This window comes from Microcystis sp. BLCC-F210, from assembly GCF_042134685.1.
Lineage (GTDB): Bacteria > Cyanobacteriota > Cyanobacteriia > Cyanobacteriales > Microcystaceae > Microcystis > Microcystis aeruginosa_D.
The window spans coordinates 3,919,737-3,944,805 of sequence record NZ_CP169647.1 but is presented as its reverse complement, the minus strand read 5'-3'; the positions used below and the strand labels follow the sequence as shown (position 1 = coordinate 3,944,805).

Below are 25,069 nucleotides of genomic sequence, written 5' to 3'. Positions count from 1 at the left end.
CTAGAAAGGTTTCCGCCATAGTCTAATGCTGCTAGTGCGTTCGTAGTTGGGGAATTTTCGGTTTTATCGTTGGGTTGCCCTAGCCTCCCCTCAGATTTCTAAATAATAGCATAAGATCCTGTGTCAGGTTCGCCCAAGCTAGGCCGATCAGTCCAGATGAGCGGTGGCTTTCTTGAAGATCGATGAGATGGATTTCGGCTTGGGTGTATATATCTGCGGGAACTTCTCCTTGGCTTACTTGATAAAACAGAGCCGCTAGGCTATAGGCGCGCACTTCGGCGAATAGTCGTGCGAGAAATTCGTATCGTTTTTTAGTAGCATCGGGTAATTTTTTTTGTTGATAGTTTTGTAAAATTTTGTTAAAAAAATGATTGTCTAGTTGACAATCTTCTGGATAGTGGATTTGTATGAGTAGTGATTTAGTATAATATTTTGCGGAGTCATAAAAATAATCTGACCAGAAGCTTTTGGAGCGAATTAATAACCATTGTTTTTCCTTGGGTAGATCGGGAATTTTGCTATTTTTGTATTGCTCCGTTATTAATAGATCATCGATGAGAGCGTATAGTCGCTGTTCGAGGTCGGGATTTTGGTCGAGCGCTTGTTGTTGCATCTCGATGCCCGCGCGCCCAAACTGTTTATTTCCTCTTCGTTGCCGTAGCCAGTCTAGCCAGTTAGCGATTTCTGGAAATGGTTTTAAAATAGCCAGTAATGCTCGATATCTAGCCGCTGTAATATTATGATTTTTAAGCGCAGTTTTATCAACAATAATTTCCCAGTTCCAATGGTCACTGTCAAGACTAGATAAATAACTGGAGAGGGCTTGTAAGTTTCGTTCTAGATCTTTATTTTTCGCTAGATTTAGTAAACATCGTTTGACTTGGATATCACTGGATATATATTCGGAAACCGTCGAGAAGGATTCGGGAACTCGATCAAACCGAATAATTAATTGTTCCTGATCGCTATCCTGGGTGTAAACCAGAGAGAATTGTTCGGGAATCTCTAACTGAGACACTCGAAAAGCCCAATTTAGGGGACTAGAATTGTTCGCTTGTAGAGAGAGGGCTAGGGCATGAAATTCTCGACAATCCTCAAAAGTTATATTGTCTAAATATAATGGAGATCGAGAGTATTTTTTTTCTTGTTCTATTTTTTTGATAGAAATATTCACCGAATCGGTTGAATATTTTTTAAAAAAATCATGGCGATTTAGCCAAGAACTAGAAGCTTTTGGGGGTGTTTTGGGAGATGAAGAGGAGGGTTGTAGTTGAAAGGTGGGAGAACCTTGAGTCATCCACCATTCTAGCAGCGTTCCGATTCCGTCTATTTCGCCATCTTGCGAGGGTTTTTCTAACCAGAAATAGCGGTAGCCGATTAGAGGGCGATCGCTGTCATCTCTTAAGGCTGTTGCCACCGCTAATAGAGCATATTTGCCGATTTCTCTAGAGATTAGGGCGATAGTTTGGGGAGGATAACTATCATTAATTCGACAGGCATGATTATGGACGGCATTCGCAATTTCCGGGGGTACTTCCTGATTTTCTCCGCCGATTTCTCGATCAAATCCTGTACTCACATAGCACTCATGTCTTTTAGACCATTTTGGCTCTAGAAGTTTTCGAGAGAATTGATAAATTTCGCATTGATTCCACATCATTAAGCGTCTATTTATCGGGTTTGAATATTTGATCTAGGCAGGCAGAATAGGCGGTATTTGTCTGAGTTTTGCACTGCTGAAAGGCTTTGTATCGAGGGAGAGCGATCGAGTAATTTTCGCTCTCTTTTAGGATTCTTTCTAGGGTATTGATTGCTGTTTTTATCTGCCGATCTTGAATCATGGGAGCGAGAATCGACCAAGTGTTTTTATCTAAATCCCCTCCTGCTGGCTGAATCTGGTATTGTGTTTTGAACTTAGCGATCGCATCCGATACTTTCTGATCCCAAATCGGAGTGATTTCCCCCTCATACAATTGTAGCGAGTGGAGAAGACTTTTCCCTAGGGCAATTTCTGGGGCGTTGAGGGGAGGATTGGCTGTCACTTGGTTAGCGGTGTAAGTTTTATTTAATTCTACCGGAACTGCTGGTGTCAGTTGTTGAAGGAAGCGATATAAAGGATCTTTGATAATACTTGATCTTTCTCTTAGCCATGCTTCGCGTTGAGTGCTGGTTTTCCACTGGGAAGCGTTGAAATCGGGCATCTTTTCCCGTAACTTCTTTAGGTTGTCTAGATTTTTCGCTTGCAGATCTTGTCGGCGATCGCCAGATTCTAGGAGATTAAAATATAAGTATAGTTCCCGAACGGGATCGGAGGGAATAATGGCCGATTGATTTGCGGAAATCTTCGGAGAAAATACCCGTCCGATCGATTGAACTCCCCACAGGACTCCCACCCCCAACACCGTCCCGACTGCCACACTCAACCCTAGACATTGCCAAGGATATTTTTGCCAAAGAATTAGGGCGATTTTCTTGAGAGAATTGGGACTTTTCTCGGAGGATTGTGGAGGAATGGCGGGGGGTCTTTCTAGGGGAATAATTTCGGGGAGGTTCGTGCAGTTTTCCCAAATTTTATCGGGAACTTTACCCGTAGCGAGTTTATAGAAAAAAGCGGCGATCGGATAGGATTTATTCTTTTCTAGAATCCGTGCGATGCTCTCGTAGGACGAGGGATTTTCGGTGGTTTGTCCTTGCTCACGCTGTTTTAAGTCTTCGAGGATTTTCTCGATAAACTCATCCCTTTCTTGAGGGGGTAATTGTTCTTTTTTGAGATAGGCTCGATCGAGCTTTCTAAACAGATCGTTGGTGTAGATTTCTAGAGATTCTTTCCAGAGTGGGGAGTAGTCGATAAGTAGCCATTGAATTACTTCTTCTGATTTGGGGGAGGGGTTCGATCGCAGTAGGAGAAATAACCGAGCGATGAGTTGATGGAGTCTTGTTTTATTCTTGGCTAATATGGCCGAATTTCTAGAATACAATTGTATCAACTGGTGTTGTCGATCGAGTGCTTTTTTCGCTTCTTGAGTAACGGGTAATTCGGATGGCTGGAAATGAGTCAATAAGGCTGAGGGAAGAAAGCGAGAGAAATCCAGCAATTTTTGAGGTGCGGGAGAGCCTGGCGCTTGTAGGCTATTGAGCCAATCGGAGACGGTAATCGTTAAGTCAGTATGCTGTAAATTGGGATTTAATAGTAGAATCAATGATTTATAAATCTTTTCTTGTTGGGTGTGTTGTCGTTGCTCCAGCCAGGTGCTATCGATCAGCGTTGCCCAATCCCATCGAGTGCTATCGGTTTTTTCTAGTTCTTGAACTAAGATATTTAGGTTTTGATCAATTTCTTTGCCTTCTGAGAGTTCTTTTAATGCTCTTTTTAAACTTTGAATTGATTGAACCTGTACAGGGGAAGTATCTAGTATATCTTGCCCAGTTTTATGGGGAGTTAATGCGGTTGGGATTTTGTTGACATCGGAATTGATCTGACAGTATTCTTGAGTAGTGCAAGCGATTAGGGTAAATTGATTAGGATTTTCTAAAACAGTAACCTTCCACGCCCAAGCGATCGGGCGATTATATTTTTGTTTGAGATATCGAGAAAAAAAATGCAAATGCCAATAACTAGGAATAAAGCTATTGCTAGGAGTAAAAATATGAGGAGTTTGTTGTACTTCTAAAGCAAGTTGCTCAAATTGACGAACTTTATCGAAATCATGAGGACTGTGAAGAATCGCTGAATAATATCCCTGTCCACGATTCTGTTGCTGAATATGTATGATGTCTGAACAAGGCTTTAGCTCGAAACGGGGTCGCTCGTTCTTGTCCCACCATCGGAGGAGCGTTCCCACGGCATCTATTTCTCCATCTAGGGGCTTTTCTAGCCAGAAATAACGATAGCCTACCAGAGGTCGATCACAATCATCTTTTAGGGGAGAGGCTACCGCTAAAACTGCGTATCTATCGATTTCTCGTGCGATGAGGGCAATCTTTCCTTCTGCCGGAGGATAACTATCATTAATCCGAAACCAGTGGTTATGGACTGCATTTTGAATGGGGGTGGGAGGATTCTCATGGGTTCTTAAACCGATTTCTTTGTCGAATCCGCTAGAAACCCACCGATCGCCCTGTCTTTTCGGTTCTAACAATTTCCGAGAAAATTCCTTGATCAAAATGGAATCGCTCATAGTTTTTCTAATCCTCTATGTCTCTGAGTTGGGGATGATCGGTACCCGTGTGTAACCAGTAAATTGGTGCCATTAATCCCAAGGGTCTCCACACTTTTGGGTTATCGATCACTCCAGAAGTCACACCCCCTTCACGGCTAGTAACTTGAACGTTGGCGAGGGGAGAGTCGGGAGAAGCACCTGGCTTCATGCCAAATGCCGAACAAAAAAAATACTTAACAGGACAGGGCCACTCTTTGCCCCAATTTTCTAGTAATTGATAGGTTTTATTAAATTTTAGCCTCATAAATCTGGGGATATCCTGCCGGTGGATTCGCATTTTAGATTGTTCGGCTTTGGTAAAGGCTAAGGCGATACGATACTGGGATAGGTTTTGATTTTTCTTTTCTAGTCGCCACTTTAATTGTTGTTTCAAGGTGGCCAATCCCTGGGCGTACTTTTGATCTTCTGTGAAGAAAGTACCATCGAGTAGGATGAGTAATCCTAGGGCAGAGGCACATTCTTCTAGATACTCTTCGATGTGGGAAGTTTTGCCTTGGGATAGTTTTTCAAATAATTCCCCAGCAAAGTCTTTACAAATTATATCGATCGCTTGTCCCCCTTGCCAAGTGGGCTTCATTTGAATCGAGAGGTTATAAGTGGGAATTTCGCTCGGATTGCTGGCTAGATAGGTAGCCATTAACATGGCATTATTTTCTAGGATATCTTTTGCCATAGCGATTAGTTTAGCCGTATCGTCGTCGCGGGGAATAACTTTCTCGATCGGACTATCGGGTTTCGCGTTCGGCCAGTAGGCCAACGCAGATAGATAGGTGGTTTTACCCGATCGCCTCGGTCCGATGATCCGAAATTCGGTAGGCTGAGAATCGGTGGTTTTTGGGGGTTGTTGACGACTCCACATAATTATTCTTCGAGTCGAATGCCTGTCGCTAACCAGTATAGCGGAGGAATTAATCCGTAGGGATACCAGCGATCGGGTTCTCGTAAATAGGCGTTTTTTTCTTCTGGGGAACCGTCGTCGGGTAAGTAGCAGTTTGGCCGGGGATCAAAATCTCGATCGCGGCGACTTCCCAAAACCCCGAATGCAGAACAGGCAAAGAATTGTAATCGATCGGGGGTTAAAGTTTTGGTGAGATGTTTATAGGTTTCGGGCAATCGTACCTCGAATAAATCCTCGTCGGGATCGAGACGACAGGGCCAGAGTTCTCCCCTTTCACATTTAGCCATGACGACGGCGATCCGGAGTTTTTCAATTTCTGGGTTGCGAATTTCCCGCTCGCGAATTTCCTCGCATAGTTTGGTAAACGCCGGGAGATATAGCGATGTGTCGCGTTCGGGTTCCCAATCGGTCATCATCACCATCCAGCTTACGGTAGTGAATAGGTCATCAACCCAAGGGGTGATTTTTTTCCATTGATGAGGGATGGGAATAAGTTCAAAAAATTCCCCTGGGAAATCTTTGGCAAGGAGTTCTAGTTCGATGCTCGATCGCTTTTTCCCCGGCGGGATTTTGATGAGAAAGTCATAGTCCTTGAGGTTATGAAGTTGATCAGCCTCGAAGGCATCTCCCGCTATCTTTCCTTGATTTTTGAGCGTATCGAGCGCGCGTTTCCGTAGGGCCGTGGCTTCATCATTGCGAGGAATCACCTCTAACTTGGGATATTTTTGTAGTAAACCCGATGGAAGAACGGCTAGGGTGGCAAGATAGGTGGTTTTTCCCGAACTTCTCGCCCCGATCACGCGAATTTCTGTAGAGGCTTTAGGCATTGGCGAAATAAGCTCCTAAATAGACCCAGGGTAATTCTAGTAGAGTGGGATGGTGAATGCTGGTGACGAAAAATTTGGGATTGAGGTAGGGAGGTTGGGAGTTATGTTCGCGGATTATATCATCGGCTAGGGAAAAATAGGTCTCTCGGATATGAGTGTCGTGTTTCCCCCAGAGAAAGGAAGCGTTGGTGTTGTATTGCCAGGTGTTTTTTTCCTCCTCTAGGTTGTGAAATAGATCGGCTTTATGGATAGAGATTAAAATATGTTGTACGCTGGGACAGTGCGATCGCAAGAGAGCGAGACGTTCCTTGAGTTGTTTTTTCCAGGTCTCCGGGTCGAGAATTTCCTCAAATTCGGGAGTATCTTCTATTTCTTGAGTTCGACTTCGATATCGATAGGGAGGCAGCAGGAGTAAAACCGCTTGACTTTGACTGAGAGTGTGTACCAGATCTTGATATTTTTCTGGGTTGCTTTCTTGCCACGCGGGTTTAGACCAGGCTTCCCCAGGGGTATCAATCCACTGAACTCTCACCTCTCTTTCCGAACCGGAAGGAAGGTTAATTCTCAGCAGGAGAGGTTCTTCTTCTTTTTGAGAAGTTCCCGCTAGTTTTTCAATGCTATCATTGGACAGTGTAGCGATTTTACCCCCAGGGCCAGAAGGGATCACTTTAACATTTTCGGTTCCTTTCGATAGGGTAATGACCATACTGGTCTTACCAACACTTTTATTACCAATAATGATTACGTTCATGGGGGTATAGATTTGACGAGATGGAAAAAATCATTGAATTTCTAACGAAATGTGTTTTTCTCATATTGATTTATAAGCCAGATTTTTCTAGATTTTTCTCTCGTTTTCCTGTTAACAACCAATAAATTGGTGATACTAAACCCAATGGCTTCCACTGGGAGGGATCTGCTATACCTTGTCTTCCATAAGCGGAACAAGCGAAATACTCGATCGAACAATTCCAAGAATTATACCATCGATCTAGTACGGATTTTACTTGGGGATAGTTACACTTTACATATTGCCCTAAATTGTTGCGATCATCCCAAGAGTGAGAGAGATCAAATTTAGAAAAGACAACGGCAATACGATAGGATGATAAGCTGGAATCTGTTCTTCTTATTCGCAGGGATTGCTCCAAGAAAACTAATCCTTCAGCATAATAATTATCTTTGTCGGAAGATAGAACATCAATCATTAAGATCACATGATTGACACAAGCTAAATCTTGTAGGTATTCATCAATTAAATCTCGATATTTCTGTGTGTCACAAAAAAATTCAAAGATTTCTCCTGGATAAGGTTTACATACAAAGTCCAATTTCATGGATTTTTTTTTATTCAAAAAGTTCAAATTCATGGATTTATTTTTATTCAAATTGTTTATTTCAATTAATGCATCATAAATAGGCAAAATGCAACAAGACACAACAGGCAAAGGAGAGAGTAGATATCTTTGTAAAAAAAGATCATTTCCTTGTTCTTTTAATCTTACTGATTCATCGTTTCTAGGAACTATATTTATCATTAAATTCGTATTTTTTAAAGCTCGATCTAAGCAAAGAAGAGCCGCTAAAAAAGTTAGCTTTCCCGATGGACGTGGACCGATAAGTCTAATATGTCCGCGAAAATCATCGACATCTAACCTTTCTAATTGATCGAAAATGGGATGAATTTGATTGCTGAATTCAACAATTGTCTCTCCTTGGTGACTTATCGATTGTTCAAATTTATCTAAGGTTTCTTGTGTACTCTTCTGCTCAATATCTTTCAGCTTTTTAGAGAATTTTTGGGAAAGATCTTTGTAAACTTGATTGTAAATTGTTTCACTTAAGCTATTCAGTGTGTTGTTTAATTTCTCTTCCCAAGTCTCTACCCGTCGGCCTTGTTTGATAAACTCATCTCTGGTGACTAAATCAGCGCGGATCTTTTGTAATGTATTGTAGGCTAATTCGGCCACTTGAGCGTTCAGTCGGTTATTTTGCTTTCTAGTCTCCTCTAACTCGGACTGAAGACGATCGATCTCCTGTTGCGCTTGCTTTTGTTGCGATCGCAATTCGTCTGCGGGATAGTTAGGATCAAAGTTGATTACTCCTTTTTTCTCTAGTCTCCACTCTGTCCCGTTTGGCATTCCCGACACCTGAGCGGCCTCTAGTAATACAAAATCCCCGTGTTCAGAAAGTTCGTATCCTTGACAGTCGAATAGAGATTTAACGGTGGCTAGATTAAATTGATTGATGCGTAGGCCGCTTTGGGGCAGTAGCCAGTAATTAGCCTCGACTAGGACTATCCAATAGTTCCCGTTTTTCTGTTCGGCTAGAGATGGCCTGTCCCTATTAGATTGAGAAGGATGAACCGCAACTTTGACCACTTTCGGGGCCAGAACTTTGGGTAGGAAATTATAAATATCCACGATTTCGGCGATCGCAAAATTTAGTTTCGTCATCTGGGTAACTTCTCTTATCACTCCTCATCGTACTCTAGCGCACTAAAAACGTAAAACTCCTCGCTGTTGTAACTGCCAAGTTTGCCCACCCGCTAGGGGATAGACTACCGCAGGACGGATGACGGTATAGCTATCGGAATAATTCGGATCGTAGTTCTGGCAGTCGAATAGATCCTCAACGCTTTTATAGTTATTCTGGTTGATTCTAAAATATTGGCTAGGTACCAAACAATGATAGTTCTCGTCGAGGTAAACTCCATAGATACCCCGACGTTTATTTTTTAGTACAATTGGATCGGTCCCTCCCATCTCGCGATTCGCTAGGCTTTCTTCTGTAGGAGATACTTCGATCAGGGATGAGGAACGAGCATCCTGATCATAATTATCTCCTCCTAGGGAGTGGGAAGAGCTAGATACTGAAGGTGCTGTACTCTGGTAAGTCTGGCTCGCGGGTGGTGCAGAAGGGTTCAAAGTGGTTATGCCAGTTGGTTCTTTTTGTTCCCGAACTTTTGTATCTTTGGTTTTCCAATTGTGTATTTTTAATTCTAAATCGGCAATTCTATCATTAATTTTACGGTTTTCTTGTGTAATTTTTCGCTCGATATATTTAAACTTTTCAGAGAATTTTTGGTAAAGTTCTTTGTAGACCTGATCGTAAATTTTATGATAAATTTGAGTTTCATTTGTACTCAAATTTTGAGTATCAACTTGAGTAGATGAGTTGTCTATATTTTCCTCTGTTAGTTTTCCTGCTGGGTTTGTTCCCCGATTCCAAAACTTTAATACAGAAGATAGGTTTCGTATAGAAAAACTTTGACGCAATTTTTTGCGGGATCTTAACAAAAAAAATCCGCCCGCTAACAATGCTAATATAGCAACGAGAAAAGTGGTATTAGAAGAGGTTTTTTCTTTTTCTAACTGTGCTATTCGATCAGATAATTTTTGTATTTCTGAATCGATGGTAGATTTCGGGCTGGCTTGAGCAGGAGATTTTAAATTTTTAATATTATCTTCTAGTGACTTCTGTTTATCTTGGAGAAATTTTGTAATTTCCTCGACGGTAGTATCTCCAAAGTTACCATAATTATTTTGGGAGATATTTCTTCTTGTAAAAAAATCTAATTGTTTCTGAACATTTTCAATTGCATCTCTTGTCAATCCTGTCTTAAAAGGATTGATTACCTTTTGAGAGATTTCCTCTAAAGAGCTATCGATGTCACCCAAAATTTTCTCAATGGTTGTTTTTTCTTCACCTTGTAACTTCGGTAGCTGATTTTTGCGATACTCTTTTATTTTTGTCTGTAAATTTTCTATCTTTGTACTAACCGCATCGCTCTTAATAATTTCCAGCTTTTCCTTGTCAGTAATCGCTCCCTTGAGGGCATCGAGAAACTTTTGCTGTTCTTTTTTTAACTCATCGAAAGCTTTATCGATATCGCTCTGTAATTGAGGAGATTTCTCGACGGTTGCCGAGGAGGTTTGAGTGCTTACAGAATTAGTCCCTTTCCCGCATCCGACGAGGACAGTAGAAACGAGGAGCAGGGATAGAGCCAATTTAGCATAGCTGATTTTTTTCATAGGATTCACCGATTTTATATATCAGAATTGTAGGATGCCGCGTTCCTCGAATTGCCAAGTTTCCCCTCCGGGTAAAGCGGAAACTCTAGCGGGTTTGAGAAGTTCAAAGTTACCCTCTAGCTGAAGATTTTTACAGTCGAAGAAGTCTTCGATCGCTTTGTAGTTGTGTTGGTTCAGTCTGAGGTTGTTACTCGGTACTAAATATTCTGTGCCGTTTTCTTTGATGATCGAATAATTGCCGCGACGATTTTTCTCGAAGATTACCCCCGAGAAAATACCAATTTCGAGCTTGGTTAAGCTGTCTTCGGTGGCGGTGACGTTGATTGCCTGTTGGGAAAAAGCATCTCGATTGTGATTATATTTTCTTGCTAGATTCGATTCTTCTAGGCTAATCGGGTTCTGAGTTTGTGGAGAGGATTCTAGACAGGTATCGATTGTTTCAGAAAAACCAGATGATGGGTTAGAAACCATTTTTCGATTGGCAAGTTCGTTCACTCGAATATTGTTTTCTAAATCTCCTACTCTATTGCTAATTTTTTCAATTTCTTCTTGAGATCGAGAAAAGTTTTCTTGATTTTTTGTAGCTAACTGTTCTTGATTTTCCTCGATATTTTTAATATTACTATTGATTGATTCTAGTTGTTCTTTTAGAGTTCTATCTGGCTCTAAATGTATGGTTTGTAACTTTTCTTGTAAGGAGTTTTTCAAATCCATAAGCTCGGCTTGCAAAGGGTCGATCAAATCCCTTTTGATTTCATCCACTAAAGACTCTTCATCTTTTGTTTTGCGCTTGTTATATTTATCCTTGAGACTATTTCTCTCTTCCCAAATACCTTTCGCCCAGATAATAATTTTTTGAGAGTCATTATTCAGAGGCCAGTTACATACCGTACAACTCTCTTGCCCTTCGTTATATATAGCATCACAAACCGGACAATTAGACATCATCGTTCTCCCTTAGACTTTTTACTAAGGGGAGTAGAAAAGACCTCGCCGGTATTTTTCCTACTTCCCCTCTGGTTAGCCGTTATTTGCCAGCCCACTCCTTGCCTAAAACGCGGAGGAGTGCCTTTAATCCTAGGATAAAAGGTGGCTCGACGCGGATGTTTTCTGAATCTCCCCGAATGTAAACGAGATTCGTTCTCAGTTCTTTATGGACTTCACGCCAGAGACGATCTTTGTAACTAGACTCCAGTTCGCCATTTTTAAAAGCGGGCATGGGTTTAAGTCCCTGAATGTCGATCTCTTTCACTGCGGTGTTGAACTCGTTTAGAAAAGCGGGAACTTCCTGGAGTTGGGGCATATCGAAGCCGGTGATATTGCCTTCCAACTCCAGATAGTCTTTCCACGTAATTTTTTGACCGTTCACCTCGCAATCCTCCCCGGCGATGACTGGTTCTGGTTTTTTGCTGATAATTCCTCCTAGGGGAGTTCGGTCTAGTACCAGACCACAGGCGACTTCATCCTTGGGACGGGTGCTTAATCGGGTGATCTCGTTGGTGTCCGGGAAACCGGAGGCCTTACTCAGCATCCGACTGAAAAGTTCGTTAACTTCGGAGTGACGATCAAACCGTCCGCCGATCGCCAGCCAGTTCAACAGGCGCGAACCGTTGCCACCGATGTACACGGGGGTGATTTCCGGTCGGCTGTAGCGGTCTTTTTCGTAGAGAACCTGTAACAGAATCCCCACGTAGTAGTATAGTCCCGCCGTACCGATCGCCATCAGTCGGAGTAAACCCTGGAATTGGGGATCTTCTTCAAGAAAGTCTCTTTTCTTGAGTAAGTCATCACCCATGTTACGAAGTAATAAATCAATCTGGTAGTGGAACTCCCCCCCTTTATATCCCTGCCAGTAGCCACCTTCGCTCGCGTCTCTCCCTCCTAATAACTTCTCGGCGAGAAATCCGGGATTGAGTTCCAAGAATTGGGAGAACAGATGTCGCCCGGCTAATTGTACCGAGCATTGATGCACCAGTTGGAAGCGATCGGGGGCCTCCGTCCAGATGGAGATATCCGAAGTTCCTCCCCCTATATCGATACAGGTGCTATTGACGAGGTTGTGATCCTCCTGATCGGCGAAATACTGGGCCGTTGCCACACTTTCCGTGCGGAAATAGGTGAGATTATCCTGTTGCGGGCAAATTTGGCTGATCCCGGTTTTTGCCTGCAACTCTTCGGTTAAATCCTGCCAGTTGCGTGCGTAGCGGGTTTTATCGGCGCGGGAGAAAGCGGAAGGATAGGAGAGAGACCACTGGATTTGTTGGATGCCGTTTTTGGCTGCGAGGGCTGTGACATGAAGGGCTAAATGCTTGAGAAAAAGCCGATTGACGATGATATTTGTCCATTTGAGATCGATTTCGATCCATGGCTCATTCGCGCGCCTGCCGAAGGGACCGAGAAAATAGATCCGACCGTCGTAGATCGGGCGTTCTTTCGCTACGTTATTCGCTTTCCGGGTGGTTAACACGCTACTGAGAGGTAACGGTTTCTCTAAGGGAATGAAGTTTTCGGGAACGAAATACTCGAACAGGGTGGGCAGTCGAGTATCGGACAGTACCTCCGTCACTTTGAGATGCAGACTTTCTAAGGGAAGCGGTTCGGTTATTCCCCGGCGATTGACGTAGATATTGGTAAAAGATGTCCCAAAATCGACCCCCACTTTCCAGGAACCCTCCAGAGCGATCGATGCCGGCGTTTTCAGCAGGATTAGGCCGAGGAAGTTTTTCGATCGATCCCGACATTCGATACAGGAGGGATACTCCTCTAGTCGGGTGAGTTGATAGGAACCCTTGCCATCTTGGAAAATATGCGGTTCTTTGGCGCCGGGCAAATTCACCTGAAAAGTGCGATCAAGCGGATTCGAGGAACCGAGAAATTCCAGATCGTAGTAAAAGGCGTAATATTCCTTCCAACCCTGGGCCCGGAAGTTCGGCCAGATCTCTAAAACCGGAACTTGGGTCAGGGCGTTGTCTTCCTTGATGGGATAGTCTTTAAACACCCGATAATTCTGGGGATTTCTCTCGTCATTGTTCATGCCCGATAGGGGCAGGTCTAGGGATACCCGCAGAACTGGCCCCTCACTCCCGTTGAGCGTACTGAACTGGAGCTTCCGCAGTAACTCTTCGGGGGTAAAGTAGTCCAGGAGGATCGGGTTGAGGGGCAGGAGAGGGGTGATTTCCTGTCCTTTGAACACGATCGACGGAGTGTTATCCGGCAAAAACCCCCCTGGTAGGGCATCTTCCACATCGATAAAGTGAAATTCCGGGGTAAATAGATCCTTGGACTCGATCCACCGGATATCTTTCCAGAGGATTTTCCCAGTCTGTAAATCCTTGAGGATAGATGGAGAGGCGAGGGTTTGATCCTGATAGATCCAGATATCTTGGGGCGATCGATCCCACGAGCGAGCGATTTCTGGATCGATAATCAGGAGAGGGGGAACGAGGCCGCGCTTATTCTCGCTGGCCACGACCCGCACGCAGGATTCTTTCGGTTCGGCTTTGACGGGACGATTGAGGGCGTTTAAAAGGCCTCGATTGAGAGGAACGCCGAAAAATTGGGGATTATTACTTAAACTCAGCCGTTGTTCCGGTTGCCCTCCCAAGCTATTCTGAAATTCCGCTAACAGACCCCGCATGGTATTCTGGGCGATCGCGTCCCCAGTATAGCGATTTAACTCGTTATTGAGGTTCTCCAGCCAACGCCAGAGCAATGCTTTTTCACTGGCATTGAGATAACCTTGCGGCGCTTCCAAACAACGGGTCTGCCGATTCCACCAGGGCAGATTTTCCCACTTGCCGGCTTCGGAGGGAACGACGATCGTACTGGGGGAGGACATTCCCACCGATTTCCCATCCCATAAAAAGACGTAGACATCTTCCCACGGGTTTTTTGCCTCTAGAAGATAAAGGGCTTTACTGGGGGGATTGGGGCGCAGTTCGTAGAGGGCACGGGCGAAGGGATCTTGATGGCGGAGTTGGCCCAGTTCTAGCAGTTGTGCCGAGAGGGGAAAACGCCGCATTTCCGCAAGGGCCAAGGCCGCTAACATTCCTTGCCACTGGTCGATCATCTGCCGATGGATGGGATAGGCCTTGTTGTGAAGAGCCATTTGCATCGACAGGGGACGGGCCCAGATGGTGGGGACGGAACTGACACTTTTTACCTGGCCGGGGGATTTGTAATCGAGACTGGAGGCCACATCGCCAAAGGTTTTAAAGTCTTGCGCGTCCCATTTTCCCGCTTGATCGGAGGGACGGACATCGCTATCGGATTTTAATTTCGGCAGTAATAAAAACATAGACTAAAGGCTATTGCTTACAAAAGGTGTATAGGGCTTTGGCTAATGCGGCGATCCCAGGCTCCGCGGAGTTGTCCGGTTTATAGCTCTGTAGGCTTTGCATCAGAGAGGTGATCGTGTCTCTCGATTTGGTTTTATTGTCGAGAGGGCGATCGAGTACCAGTTCTGCTAACTGTTCTCGTCGGAGGGACTTTTCTGGATCGCCCATCGCTTGGGTGTTGAAGAGTTGGATCTGTTCTCCCTCGATCTGGTGCAGGCGGTACAACCAAGTCAGATAATCCCGACACCAGGCGCTAATCGTCTTCAGTGCTTCCTGTTGTTGGGTGTCACCTAACCGCGTCATCCCTTCTGCCGAGCCTTTATGGGGAAAGAAAGGGCGCGACCAGGGTGTAAGTACCAGGCGATCATCTTTTCTTTTGAGGATGCCGTTGAGTTCGGGTTCAAACTCGGACAGCCAACTGTAGGCGAATCGAGTCCCGTTGACGAGCGCAGGTTGGATTTCCGCTCGATCCGGCAGATCGTCCCAAATCAGCCGACCGATTTGCTCCCGGCCTATTAAAACGACTTTTTCCCCTATTTCGGCGGTATGGAGGAAAAAATACCGCGCGGCGAGGGCGCTATAGAGTTCTAGGAAGTGGGGATCATTGCGCTGGCTATTTTTGCCGACGCTAAATTCCACTTTCGAGAAGTTTTCATTTCCCAGCAGAAAAACCGTATCGAAGGTCTCTCGCGCTTGGGTCACATAATAGCGTAGGGCGGCTTCGGTGTTCAGTAAAAATTGTTCGGAACGGGCGAAAATCCCGTCTGGATCTTCTCCAGGCGGCGGAGTGAACCCGAAATAGGGCAACAGGAACAGACAACCGATCTTGACTCGATCTTTGACCCCGATATTTTTCAGTTTATTGGCCAGTAAACGGGCGATCGTCGGTAGTCCAGAGGCTCCAGTTCCCCCAAACATCGACCCGCAGAGAAACACTTTCGGGGCTTTTCCTGCGCCTGTGTCTGCTTGTATTTGTTTGATCAGCGCTCCCCAGGGTTCTTGATCCAATCGTTCGAGATCCACTTGGCTCATCACCGCCGAACCGATCGCCGGACGACCGCGGAAACCCACGTCTAGCGAGACTTCCTGTTCGTCTTTCGTGTAGAGAACATCGAATAGATTACCGAGAGCGGGTTGATTTTGTTTGAGCGTGTTGTAGTTGAAAAAGGCTTTCAATTCTTTACTGGAATTAACCCCCCCAAAGGGCGACCAGAGATCGAAGGATTCGATCTTAGTTTTCATCCAGGGATGGAGTTGGCTATTATCTTGGTTCTCTTTGCCGACGATCAACTCCTGACATCGGCTGTAGATACTGAGCGCGTTTCTCGATCGCTCTAGATTCCCGTTGGTTTCGTCCGCGTCGATAAAGAGAACTTTTAACGGTTGTTCGGTAAACAGTCCCACCGAGGCGAGTTTCGTGATTGCCTCGATACATTTCGCCCCCGTTCCCCCGATGCCGATCACATACATGGCCATACTGAATTGCCTCCTTTTTTTTCTTAAAATCGATCGATGATATCCCGCAGTTGATGGGATAGGGGTGGTGTGTAGATCAACAGGCCCGGGGTGCTACTGGCAGTCGGTAGCCAAAACAGGATGAGGATATCCAGTACAAAAAAGAGGGCGAGGAGTAAACGCAGTTCTTCGATCGGATTGAAAAACCCGATGGCGAGACCGATACTCAGAATAGGAACGATTCCGAGAAGCCACCACCACAAGCTCCAAGCTCTGAGTTCATCCGGTCGTCTAGCGGCCGATTTCGCCGTCATCACGCACCAGAGAATTGTGCAAGCGATCGACAATCCGAAAACCACCCCCGCCGCCACCATATACGCCCCACTCGCCCAACTCGCTAGGGCCGCTCCCGGATCTTGAACGCTGGGCGACCAAATCGCTCCCGTTCTAAAGATAAAGGGTTGAATCAAGAACATAAGGATCGCCCCCACAACGATAATAGCGATCACACGAATTATTTCACCAGGTTTCATAGTTATCTCTATCTAATGGGATTATTTCCGTACATATTTACTACAGGTTTTAGCCACTTCTGACTCTGAGCGGCTAGGATTAGAATGGTAGTCAACGAGCCAGTCACAACCACTTTTTAATAATTCGTGTAAGGGTTGCACTGAAAATACTTCAATTTTACCCTTATCCCCCTCGACGACAACAGATCTTCCATCGGGACTGAAACTAAATTTATTAACCTTAACAAAATCGCTGGTGAATTCAGCGATTTTTTGCCGCTTAGAATAATCCCATATCTTAATAACTCGATCATCACCCACCGTAGCTAAGTACGAGCGAGCCGAACTCAGCCAGCTTGATGGATTCTCGTTAAATTGACCGAAGCCGATATCTATAATACCTTTTTCGTATTCAGTATCGAGCGGCTCAATGCTTCGACCAGATCGATCGAATAAGTAAATCTTACTCTTTTCGGTTGCCGCTATGGCGATATCCCCGTTCTCATTGATATCCAAACCGCTAACACCTCCCGAGTAGTCATTGTCATGCGCTTCCAATGGCACTTCTTTCGGATCATTCAAATCAGATATATTCCAGAGCTTTACACCTTTTACACCTTCAGTTCCTACAGAAACAAACTGTTGACCATTTGGACTGAAGCTCATGAACTTTACTTCTCCCCCATTAGGATCAGGCATCCTTTGGCTTTCAGTGGGCTTTTTTCCATAATCCCAAAGATAGACCGCACCTTGTTTATCACCTGTAGCAATAATCTTTTTAGAAGGATGAATGGCAATACTTGTAATATTATCCTGTCCAGTAGATATCGAGATGGGATTTTGTACTACTCCTTCTAAATTCAAGAAATCAATAACTCCATCTTTATTGACAGAAACAATTTGCCGATCGCTTTCTGGTGTAAAACCAATTGCTATAGATGGGGATACTTTCTCCTCATCTTTGAAGGGAATTTCCCTTCCTTCGATAGACCATAATTGAACGTTGCCCTTTTCGTCTAAAGTAACAATGGATAGTGTCTTAGGATCGTTTGAATTATTGTCAGAACGCAAGGTTAAGTTTTTAAGCGATACCTCCCCCGTCGAGAAACTTGTTTTTGTTTTAGATTTTGGATAAAAATCCCATAGACGAGCTTGATTTTCTTGGGCGACTGTAATTAGTTTCTTACTTTTAAGATTAAAACTAGCGTTTTCAATTTCCTTGTCTTTAGCTTTTTGCTTTGAGGCATAACCTTTTAAAGCAATTTCTTTGAATATTTCTGGTTTTGGTTCATTTTCCAAATTAATTACAAGAAGTTTGAGTAAATCTTTATTTTCATAAACAACAAATAAGTTGTCTTCAAAAAAATCAACCTTCGTGTATGGATTCTTGTCAGGTTCTTTGTAAATATCCCAATCGTTTAGGTAATTAAGAGAGTTATTTTCTTGCCAGTTCCAAAGCGTAATTTTTCCATTTTTTTCTGCTGTAGCGAGCTTTGTATCCTTTGAATTAAAGCTGATGTCAAAAGGAACTCTTTGTCCGAGTTCTTTTGATATAAGACTTTTTCCTTCTAAAGTTTTTAGCTCTATCGATCCTTTTGTTCCTGCAATCGCAATCGCAATTGTTTGATCTCGTAAATTTAAACTATATACATTCCCATTAGTATCGAAATCTTGTTCTTTATTGCCTGTTTCCAAGTTCCATAGGCACACTTTATCACCACCACCAGTAACTAGGTACTTACCATCTTCAGAGAAACTAAGACTACGGATGCCCTGAGTATCTCGATGACATTTTTTAGTTAGGTCGGAAATCAATGTCAAGTCAGGAATTTGCAAGATTTTTACAGATCCGTTTTCTCCACCAACTGCTAGTTGTTTTCCATCAGGATTAAATTCTAGACTTATAATTTCTTTTGAATTATTATAGTCTCCTCTAAATTTTCCCGATAATTCCCAGAGTCGAATTTTATTATCCTCTCCACCAGTAGCAATTAAATCACCCCCTGGACTAAAACTGACCGCTTTCATTAGGTCTTGAATATTCGGATCGGGGGTAATTCGGTTTTTTTCATGAATTTGAGTAACGATAGTTTGTAGGGCTAATAGAGGAGAGGATGGCAGATTTTCTCTAAGTAGGGGTATCTTATTAAATCGGCTATTATAAATTTGATCCCCTGATGTTATTGCCTTTTCTAAGGCTTCTATTTCTTGATTTTCAAAATTTTTTAAAGCTTCCATTCCTGCTTCTTGCATTTGATTTACATGGATGTAGAAAGTTAATCCAATAAAAAAAATCAATCCTATAGCCACAAATAAAGATAGTAATATTTTTTTACTATTCCAAATTTGACCAGTCCAAAAAAATTGAATCTCTGCCCAAAAATTTATAATTTTTTCACGCCAACTTTCTGTTATTCTGGGTATTACACGTGATAATAAAAAACTGCAAATGCTTGACCAGGAACTCTCGAAAAAAGACAAGACTAATATCGCAAAATCAGCCAATATTTTCAGCCATGATTCAGGCGAATTTTGGGATTCAGGCGAATTTTGGGGTTCAGTCTGATTCGGGGGTTCAGTCGAATTTTGGGATTCAGTCTGATTCGGGGGTTCAGTCAGATTCGGTTTTTCAGGCAGATTTGGGGCAGAGGCGATAAAGTCTTGAAGAAAGATTTCGTAGATTCGATTGTGAATCTTTATCTCATTATTTTCTCTGACCAATAGACCTAAATTAATTAGTTCTTTTAGTTCTTGTTGTTTTGGAGTCCAACGATAAGTGTCGCTGCCTCCTCTTTGTAAAATTTCCTGACAAATATTGACGTACTGACCGTTTCTATTTAGCATCTCACGAATATTGCTCAGATGCTCTGAAATTTTTTGTACTCCCGATATACGTTGTCGAGCAATATTTGCAATACAATTTTGCGCCATTTTTGCCGTAATCCAAGGTAGCATGAAATCATCGGACTCAAAAAATAATAGTAAAAATTCGTTAGTCAGTAGTGGTTGACCGCTTGTCCAATTCAGTATTTCTTGGAGTGCTTGTCCTGACTGTCTAAGTTTACCAACTTTTTCCGAATAAATTCTTTCCGAATCATTTTCAAATTCTGCCCGTTCTGCCCGTCTTCTTAAGTCATCTCGCCATCCGCTTAAGTCCTCAAATATAAAATCGCCAATCTCTATCTTGGTGTTTCGGTCGAAGATACGATCGTACCGGTTATCCTCATTTAGAGAATTATTCTCGCCAAATAATGCAAAAGTAATCCTGTTAAAGTTATTTTGGTTGTTAGCAACTCTGGGATTGCGTTGCTGGTAGCAATAAAGTAGTGTCTCTAGAAAATTGTGAGAAAATGAAGAAAAACAAGATTCTTCATTCAAAAGAAACTCTAGTTCATCGATAAAAATAACAATTCTGTCATCTTGAACTTTTTCTAATAAAATGTTTTCGATAAAATATCGTAAAATTTCGTCATTAGATATGCTAGTAGCAAGCCTAGTCGCTTTATATTCTGGATCGTCCGATAGCTTAGTGCGATTCTGGGTCGTGAACTGTGTCGCTAGATCGTGAATGAATTCCCAATAGAACTCTGTAGGAATGCTAGTTCTAAGTTTACCTTGCTGATTTCTGGACATCCGAAGACTTACGCACTTAACTTCATCATTTTCAAGACGCGAGCGCGTTCTTTCTAGTAAAAAACTTTTTCCAGTTTTTGGAGGACTTAAAACAAGACAATCATCTCCATGCGATAACCTATCATAGAGATCTCGATCTGCTGGCCGCTCTATATACATATCCGTTATCTTTCCCCTTCAACCAATCTATCTCGAAATTAACTGCACACCTATACTTGGCATATTATAGTGCTATTATTACAACACGGGGGATTGTAAAAAAAGTTAACTCCTTCTCATCCTGCCAATTTCGTCGAATCCGTCCTAGTATAGGAGAGAAGGTAGCAGTAGTTCACGAGGAGATCGAATGGTGCGCGCTCGATGGTTAGTAATAACAATAGTCACTTGTTTAGGAATTGTATCTTGCAATACAGCAGAAAAGCCTTTTTCGTGCGTACCTACCCCGATCGAACAGACGGATACTCGCTCAACCCCTCTAGGCATCTCGATTCAAGTGGATGGATCTAGCTCAATGTTGGGCTACGTTAGCGATGCTGGTAGCCTCTATGTGCAAACCCTAAAACTGCTCGACGAAACCCTATCTTTAGTCAGTAAAACTCCTGTTCAATACTATCGTTCGGGAAATGCGCTCACCCGTAGTGATTTTAGAAAAGCCCAACTTCCCACCTTTTATAATGGTACAGATTTTCCCGATGTTTCCGCTCCTATTCAAAATCTAATTGTCGAACCAGGGACAAAAAATTCCCTACAGGTTATCGTTACTGATCTCGATCAAGCATCGGGAGATGTGACACTTCTCACGAGAAAAATTCAAGAAACTTATTTAAACTCAAAGCATCCTGAATACGCCGTAGCGATTTGGGCGATTCAAAGCGAATTTGAAGGAACCGTCTATGTGCAAGAGCAAAACAGGATCAAAAAATTTCCCTTTCCCAACGAGAAATCTAGCAATAAATTTCGTCCATTTTATGTAGTTTTTATTGGTCGTCACAACGACATAACTCAATATTTTGCCAGCCTACAAGAACGCCAAGAGAACATTTTAGCCAATAGCAAAATTGCTATTTTTTCACCCAATCATCTTGTAAAGGAACCATTTTTGTTAGATCGAGAAATTGAAGAAAAACCCGCCGAAGAAAAAGCAGTTTTAGGAGAATGGAATCTATCCTTAAATGGCTTTAGAGTTCAAGCTAAAGACCAGAATAATCAACTCTGGAAAATACCGCAAACTTCTACAGATGCGATTGAGATTTCCGATAGTGTTTCCCTTGATACGATCGAGCATACGGTGGCGATCGATATCCGTTCGATCGAACCCTTACAAACCATCGAGGTTCCCAATAAATTCTCGAACACATTTCAAAACTCAAAAGAAGTTTTAAAAGATGATTCCAATTTACAAAAAGCGATCAAGATATCCAAATGGAATCTCGATTCCCCAGCAGGACAAGCTCCCCGAAAGCTAAATTTTGTCACCACGATCCACCCCGATAAGTTTCCCGAACCAGGAATTTACCTCTTCACGATCGATCTCGTCGCCAAGAATCTACAGGAACAACCTTGGTGGGAAGAGTGGAACTGGCAAATCGGCCGGGATAATCAACAAGATGGCTCGAAAACGAATAATTTACTCCCTTTTCTTCGAGGCCTAAAAACGATCACGGCCAACCTCATGGCCGAAAATCCCCCGAAAATCGGCCGATTCTGTTACGCGATCGAGAAAAATTAGGGTTTCATCACCAGGCCCTAGTAGTCGGTAAAGTTGAAATTGACGGATACAAGTGGGTTAATTTGCTTATTTTACTCCTCCCATTATCCATAATTATTGCTTTGACAGACCTCTAGGGCCGTAGAAGATGCCGTCCGTAAACGCAAAATCACCAGACCAAAACCCATCAAAGCGATCGAGGCACGCATCCAAGACAGATAGGTGCGTTCGTTGGCCGAATGATCTCGCCAGTAATCAGGGTTAAATTTCTGCTTTGTCTTTCGGGATTTAAACAGCATAGAGGAATTCCTCGCCATGAAGTTCAATAAAATCAAGTAAGTACCTAAGCAAAATTAATTACACATATCTAACCCCCTCTTGCCTTTTGCCTCTTGCCTTTTGCCTATCTTTACTAGGAAATTAATTTTGCACGACTACTTATTCTTTCTTCTGGTTTTAATAAATTGTTTTTATCATCTAGTTTTTCGCTTATCTTTAACCAATTCAAGGGACTTGAGCAGATTATCATCCATAAATAGGGGGAGTTTACCGTCCCATCTTTCGATCGCTTTGTTCTGTAAAACTTCTGGACTTAAGGAATCTTGGAGAATGCGATGAGCTGCCGCCTCTCCTTTAGCCAGATTGATTTTTACTTCCGATTCTTTCAATGCTTTCAGTACCATAAAACCGGCTTTTTTGGCTTCCTGTTCGGCAATTTGTTTGGCTTCCACCGCATCGGTAAAGCGATCGGAAAAATTGACATGAACCAAAGAAATATCATCGACACCGATATGATAATTTTTCAGTCTTTCACTCAAACGAATATCCACTTCTCCTTTGACTTCTTCCCGTTTAGTAATTAATTCTTCGGCGGTATATTTAGCCATAACTTCCTTGAGAATTTCCTCCACTGCTGGATCGATCACTCGTTCAATGACAGCCGCTTCATCGCCAATTTGTTGAAAAATATTATTAACTTCTGATGCTAAAATATGCCAATTCAGGGCCACATCTGTAAATGCTTCCTGTAGGTCTTTGGAGGAAGCTTCGGCCGCTATCTGTTGTTTTTGGATTCTCACACTTAGTTTTTTTACCGTGTTAACAACGGGAATAATCCCGTGAATGCCCTCATTAAGTATGTGATCTTGCACCTGTCCAAAAACCATTAAAACCCCTCTTTCTCCCGCATTGACAATCACGAAAGGATTAAAAATAATTGCCAAAATTAATAACAAAAAAAAGATATTACTTGGTCTAGCTAAAAGACGATTTTTAGGCATTCTTGGTTAAGACATTAAAAATAAACGATAGGATCGGCTGTCAATTAAAATATAAATCCCTAGAACAATATAGATAAAAGGACTAATTTTATGTCCATAGTTTGTAACCACTTTAGCTATCCTAGGATGGGTAATCAAAAAATAGGCTAGGAGGCACCAAATCCCCATCATGAGATAAAAAACTATCATGATAATTAAGACGTACATCGGGGAATTATTGGCAAAAAGAGAGGTATAGATACCAATATTATCACCACCATTAGCCACGGTCACGGCAGCAACGTAATAAGTTTGGGAGGGAAAACGAGGAAAAAAGGAGCGATTTTTAGAATAATTAACATCTGATCTTACTTCTTGAATATAATCCTCATTTTCCCTTGACAAAAGTTGTTTAATGCCGATAATTAGAGGGATAAATCCTAATAGACCAATCCATTCTTTAGAAACCAGTAACCCAAATAGTAAACCGAGGGAACTAGCTAGAAGAATCAGGGTAAAACCGAGGTATTGACCAATAATCAGGTGTCGAGGTCGAAAATTAGCATTAAGTCGCGAGAAAAACAACATTAGCACCATCAGATCATCAAGATTTGTGGCTACAAAACTCGTCACGCTAGTAATTAAAAGGGTTACTAACCAATTCATAGATTGAAAAAAGAGATAATCCTTCCCATTCTAAATCTCGTAGTGCCAGATGTCCTCCTCTCGTAAAAGAAGACGATGGACGGGAAGACGTTCCACGGCCCCCTGTTGTTCAAGATGATTAAGTGCGCGGGTAATTGTGACTCTGGTGGTTCCTAATAAGTCAGCGATATCCTGATGAGTTAGACGCACATCAATTAATTGTCCGGTACCGGTTTGTTTACCAAATTGATTGCCTAACCATGACAGTAATTTCACAACCATAACATCAGTACGTTTGTAGCTACGAATAATACTTAGTTCTTGTGCTTGCTGAAGATGAGACAGCAGAATTTCTGCCATTTGATAACTCTCAACTGTGGAAAAGGAAACTGCTTGCACCGGGGTGATGCACTCAACTTGATAGGGATTGACTCTCTCTAGGGTTTTGCCAACAAAATTGCCGGGTCCCCACAATCCCAAGACGATCAGGGTTCCATCTTCTAACCAGGTGGAGGTTTTCACAACTCCACTCTCGATTTTCCAGAAATTAGGGTTTCTCAGGGGCAAAATTGCCCGATTATCAAAGTGCCAGCGATGGGGGGTTGATGGTTGATAGGTAAGCGTCATGATTGGTAATTAATTTTGATTGGGTACTTAGCTAGTCAAAAGCACAATTTCCTCGATAAAGGGGGTTTTTAGACGAGTTAAGGTTTTTTTGATAATTTTGGGGTAAAAACGATAATTACCCCAAAAAAGACTGATTTTATGCCCTTACAAGCCCTATTTATTTCGGGGTGTTAGTCTTCTCCAGTTCCGTGGTGGCCGAGGAGATCAGTTCTTGCCAAGCTCGATCGCTTTCCTGTAGAGTTTGTTTAACCGCGTCGATGGTCTTTTCCACGCGAGTTTTCAGGAAAGGGGAAGCATTGTCTTTGAGTCGTTCGGTGTCGTCGGCTAAGATATCGATCGTCTCCGAGGTATTAACGAGGCTATTTTCTAGGGTAATAAGGTTGTTTTGCACGGTTTCACTGAGTTTAGCTCCGGATTTGGTCAATTTTTTCGTAAATTTACTCACTTTTTCCCCCAGATCGTCAATATTGTCCGCTAAGTCCTCTAGGTTGTCCTGTTGAGCTTCGATAATATTCTTGTCGAGAGAAGGAGCGGCCAGTTGAGCATTTAGGTCATCGATAGCCGATTTTGTCGCTTGGATGGCTTTTTCATAGGCAATTTGGGCATCTTCGAGAATTTTTGGGCTAGAAACCTCATTTTTTTTCTTGACTGGTTCCACCACAGTGCCACCCGTTGCTGTTGTACGGTCGATGACGGCCAACTGTTCGGGGAGTAGCGGCAAGGCGATCGCATTTCCTCTTCCTCCTAGGAGCAAAGTGACAGTTAAGAGGAAAATCAGCAGCCGGAAGACTTGATTTTTGAGGCTTTGAAAGCTCTTATTTCGGTTGATCATGATTTGATTTTCTCCTGTTTAGAAAAATTAGTTACTCTCTCTAAATGCTATCATATAAAATATTTGTATGTTGTTTATATAC

The 25,069-nt window shown here is 42.8% G+C and carries 17 protein-coding genes and 1 pseudogene; 1 reads left to right on the top strand and 17 read right to left on the bottom strand.

Features of this window, described 5'->3' with window-relative positions; translation table 11 throughout:
- Positions 1–79 precede the first annotated feature (79 nt).
- The 12 genes from ACE3JL_RS19105 to ACE3JL_RS19050 all read right to left on the bottom strand — a co-directional run bounded on the left by ACE3JL_RS19105 (position 80) and on the right by ACE3JL_RS19050 (position 20,075).
- Positions 80–1,579, bottom strand: a complete 1,500-nt coding sequence (locus tag ACE3JL_RS19105) for a hypothetical protein (protein ID WP_375328146.1) — start codon at positions 1,577–1,579, stop codon at positions 80–82.
- Between the two features lie 88 nt (positions 1,580–1,667).
- Positions 1,668–4,178, bottom strand: coding sequence for a peptidoglycan-binding protein (locus tag ACE3JL_RS19100; protein WP_375328145.1), 2,511 nt, complete (start codon positions 4,176–4,178; stop codon positions 1,668–1,670).
- A 7-nt stretch (positions 4,179–4,185) separates the two neighbouring features.
- Positions 4,186–5,079, bottom strand: coding sequence for a hypothetical protein (locus tag ACE3JL_RS19095; protein WP_375328144.1), 894 nt, complete (start codon positions 5,077–5,079; stop codon positions 4,186–4,188).
- Positions 5,080–5,081: 2 nt separating this feature from the next.
- The gene (locus ACE3JL_RS19090; RefSeq protein WP_375328143.1) at positions 5,082–5,945 is read right to left on the bottom strand and encodes a hypothetical protein; all 864 of its coding nucleotides are present in this window, start codon (positions 5,943–5,945) and stop codon (positions 5,082–5,084) included.
- Positions 5,938–6,696 (bottom strand): hypothetical protein, encoded by a 759-nt coding sequence (locus ACE3JL_RS19085; protein WP_375328142.1) that lies wholly within the window; start codon positions 6,694–6,696, stop codon positions 5,938–5,940. Before ACE3JL_RS19085 ends, ACE3JL_RS19090 begins: the two co-directional genes overlap by 8 nt.
- A gap of 70 nt (positions 6,697–6,766) precedes the next feature.
- Positions 6,767–8,401, bottom strand: coding sequence for a coiled-coil domain-containing protein (locus ACE3JL_RS19080; protein WP_375328141.1), 1,635 nt, complete (start codon positions 8,399–8,401; stop codon positions 6,767–6,769).
- A gap of 42 nt (positions 8,402–8,443) precedes the next feature.
- Positions 8,444–9,979, bottom strand: coding sequence for a hypothetical protein (locus ACE3JL_RS19075; RefSeq protein WP_375328140.1), 1,536 nt, complete (start codon positions 9,977–9,979; stop codon positions 8,444–8,446).
- A 21-nt stretch (positions 9,980–10,000) separates the two neighbouring features.
- A complete protein-coding gene (locus ACE3JL_RS19070) occupies positions 10,001–10,924 on the bottom strand; it encodes a hypothetical protein (RefSeq protein ID WP_375328139.1) in 924 nt (307 codons plus the stop codon).
- 82 nt (positions 10,925–11,006) lie between these two features.
- Positions 11,007–14,276 carry a hypothetical protein gene (locus ACE3JL_RS19065; RefSeq protein ID WP_375328138.1) on the bottom strand — a complete coding sequence of 1,090 codons (3,270 nt, stop codon included), beginning with the start codon at positions 14,274–14,276 and terminating at the stop codon, positions 11,007–11,009.
- 10 nt (positions 14,277–14,286) lie between these two features.
- The gene (locus tag ACE3JL_RS19060; RefSeq protein ID WP_375328137.1) at positions 14,287–15,792 is read right to left on the bottom strand and encodes a hypothetical protein; all 1,506 of its coding nucleotides are present in this window, start codon (positions 15,790–15,792) and stop codon (positions 14,287–14,289) included.
- 23 nt (positions 15,793–15,815) lie between these two features.
- A complete protein-coding gene (locus tag ACE3JL_RS19055) occupies positions 15,816–16,304 on the bottom strand; it encodes a hypothetical protein (RefSeq protein WP_016516212.1) in 489 nt (162 codons plus the stop codon).
- Between the two features lie 21 nt (positions 16,305–16,325).
- The gene (locus ACE3JL_RS19050; protein WP_375328136.1) at positions 16,326–20,075 is read right to left on the bottom strand and encodes a WD40 repeat domain-containing protein; all 3,750 of its coding nucleotides are present in this window, start codon (positions 20,073–20,075) and stop codon (positions 16,326–16,328) included.
- Between the two features lie 187 nt (positions 20,076–20,262).
- Between ACE3JL_RS19050 and ACE3JL_RS19045 the strand changes: the two genes are divergently transcribed.
- On the top strand, positions 20,263–21,645 hold the full coding sequence (locus ACE3JL_RS19045) for a hypothetical protein (RefSeq protein WP_288138191.1): 1,383 nt from the start codon (positions 20,263–20,265) through the stop codon (positions 21,643–21,645).
- Positions 21,646–21,758: 113 nt separating this feature from the next.
- Here ACE3JL_RS19045 and ACE3JL_RS19040 read toward each other — a convergent pair.
- From ACE3JL_RS19040 to ACE3JL_RS19020, 5 genes and pseudogenes are all read right to left on the bottom strand, one after another.
- A pseudogene (locus ACE3JL_RS19040) lies at positions 21,759–21,923 on the bottom strand (YidH family protein); the annotation flags it as partial.
- Between the two features lie 174 nt (positions 21,924–22,097).
- On the bottom strand, positions 22,098–22,904 hold the full coding sequence (locus ACE3JL_RS19035) for a prohibitin family protein (RefSeq protein ID WP_375328135.1): 807 nt from the start codon (positions 22,902–22,904) through the stop codon (positions 22,098–22,100).
- A gap of 6 nt (positions 22,905–22,910) precedes the next feature.
- Positions 22,911–23,549, bottom strand: a complete 639-nt coding sequence (locus tag ACE3JL_RS19030; protein WP_271992843.1) for a cadmium resistance transporter — start codon at positions 23,547–23,549, stop codon at positions 22,911–22,913.
- A gap of 30 nt (positions 23,550–23,579) precedes the next feature.
- Positions 23,580–24,155, bottom strand: a complete 576-nt coding sequence (locus ACE3JL_RS19025) for a Crp/Fnr family transcriptional regulator (protein WP_150975572.1) — start codon at positions 24,153–24,155, stop codon at positions 23,580–23,582.
- A 157-nt stretch (positions 24,156–24,312) separates the two neighbouring features.
- Positions 24,313–24,987: a hypothetical protein gene (locus ACE3JL_RS19020; RefSeq protein WP_375328134.1), complete on the bottom strand. Its 675-nt coding sequence runs from the start codon at positions 24,985–24,987 to the stop codon at positions 24,313–24,315.
- Positions 24,988–25,069: the final 82 nt, after the last annotated feature.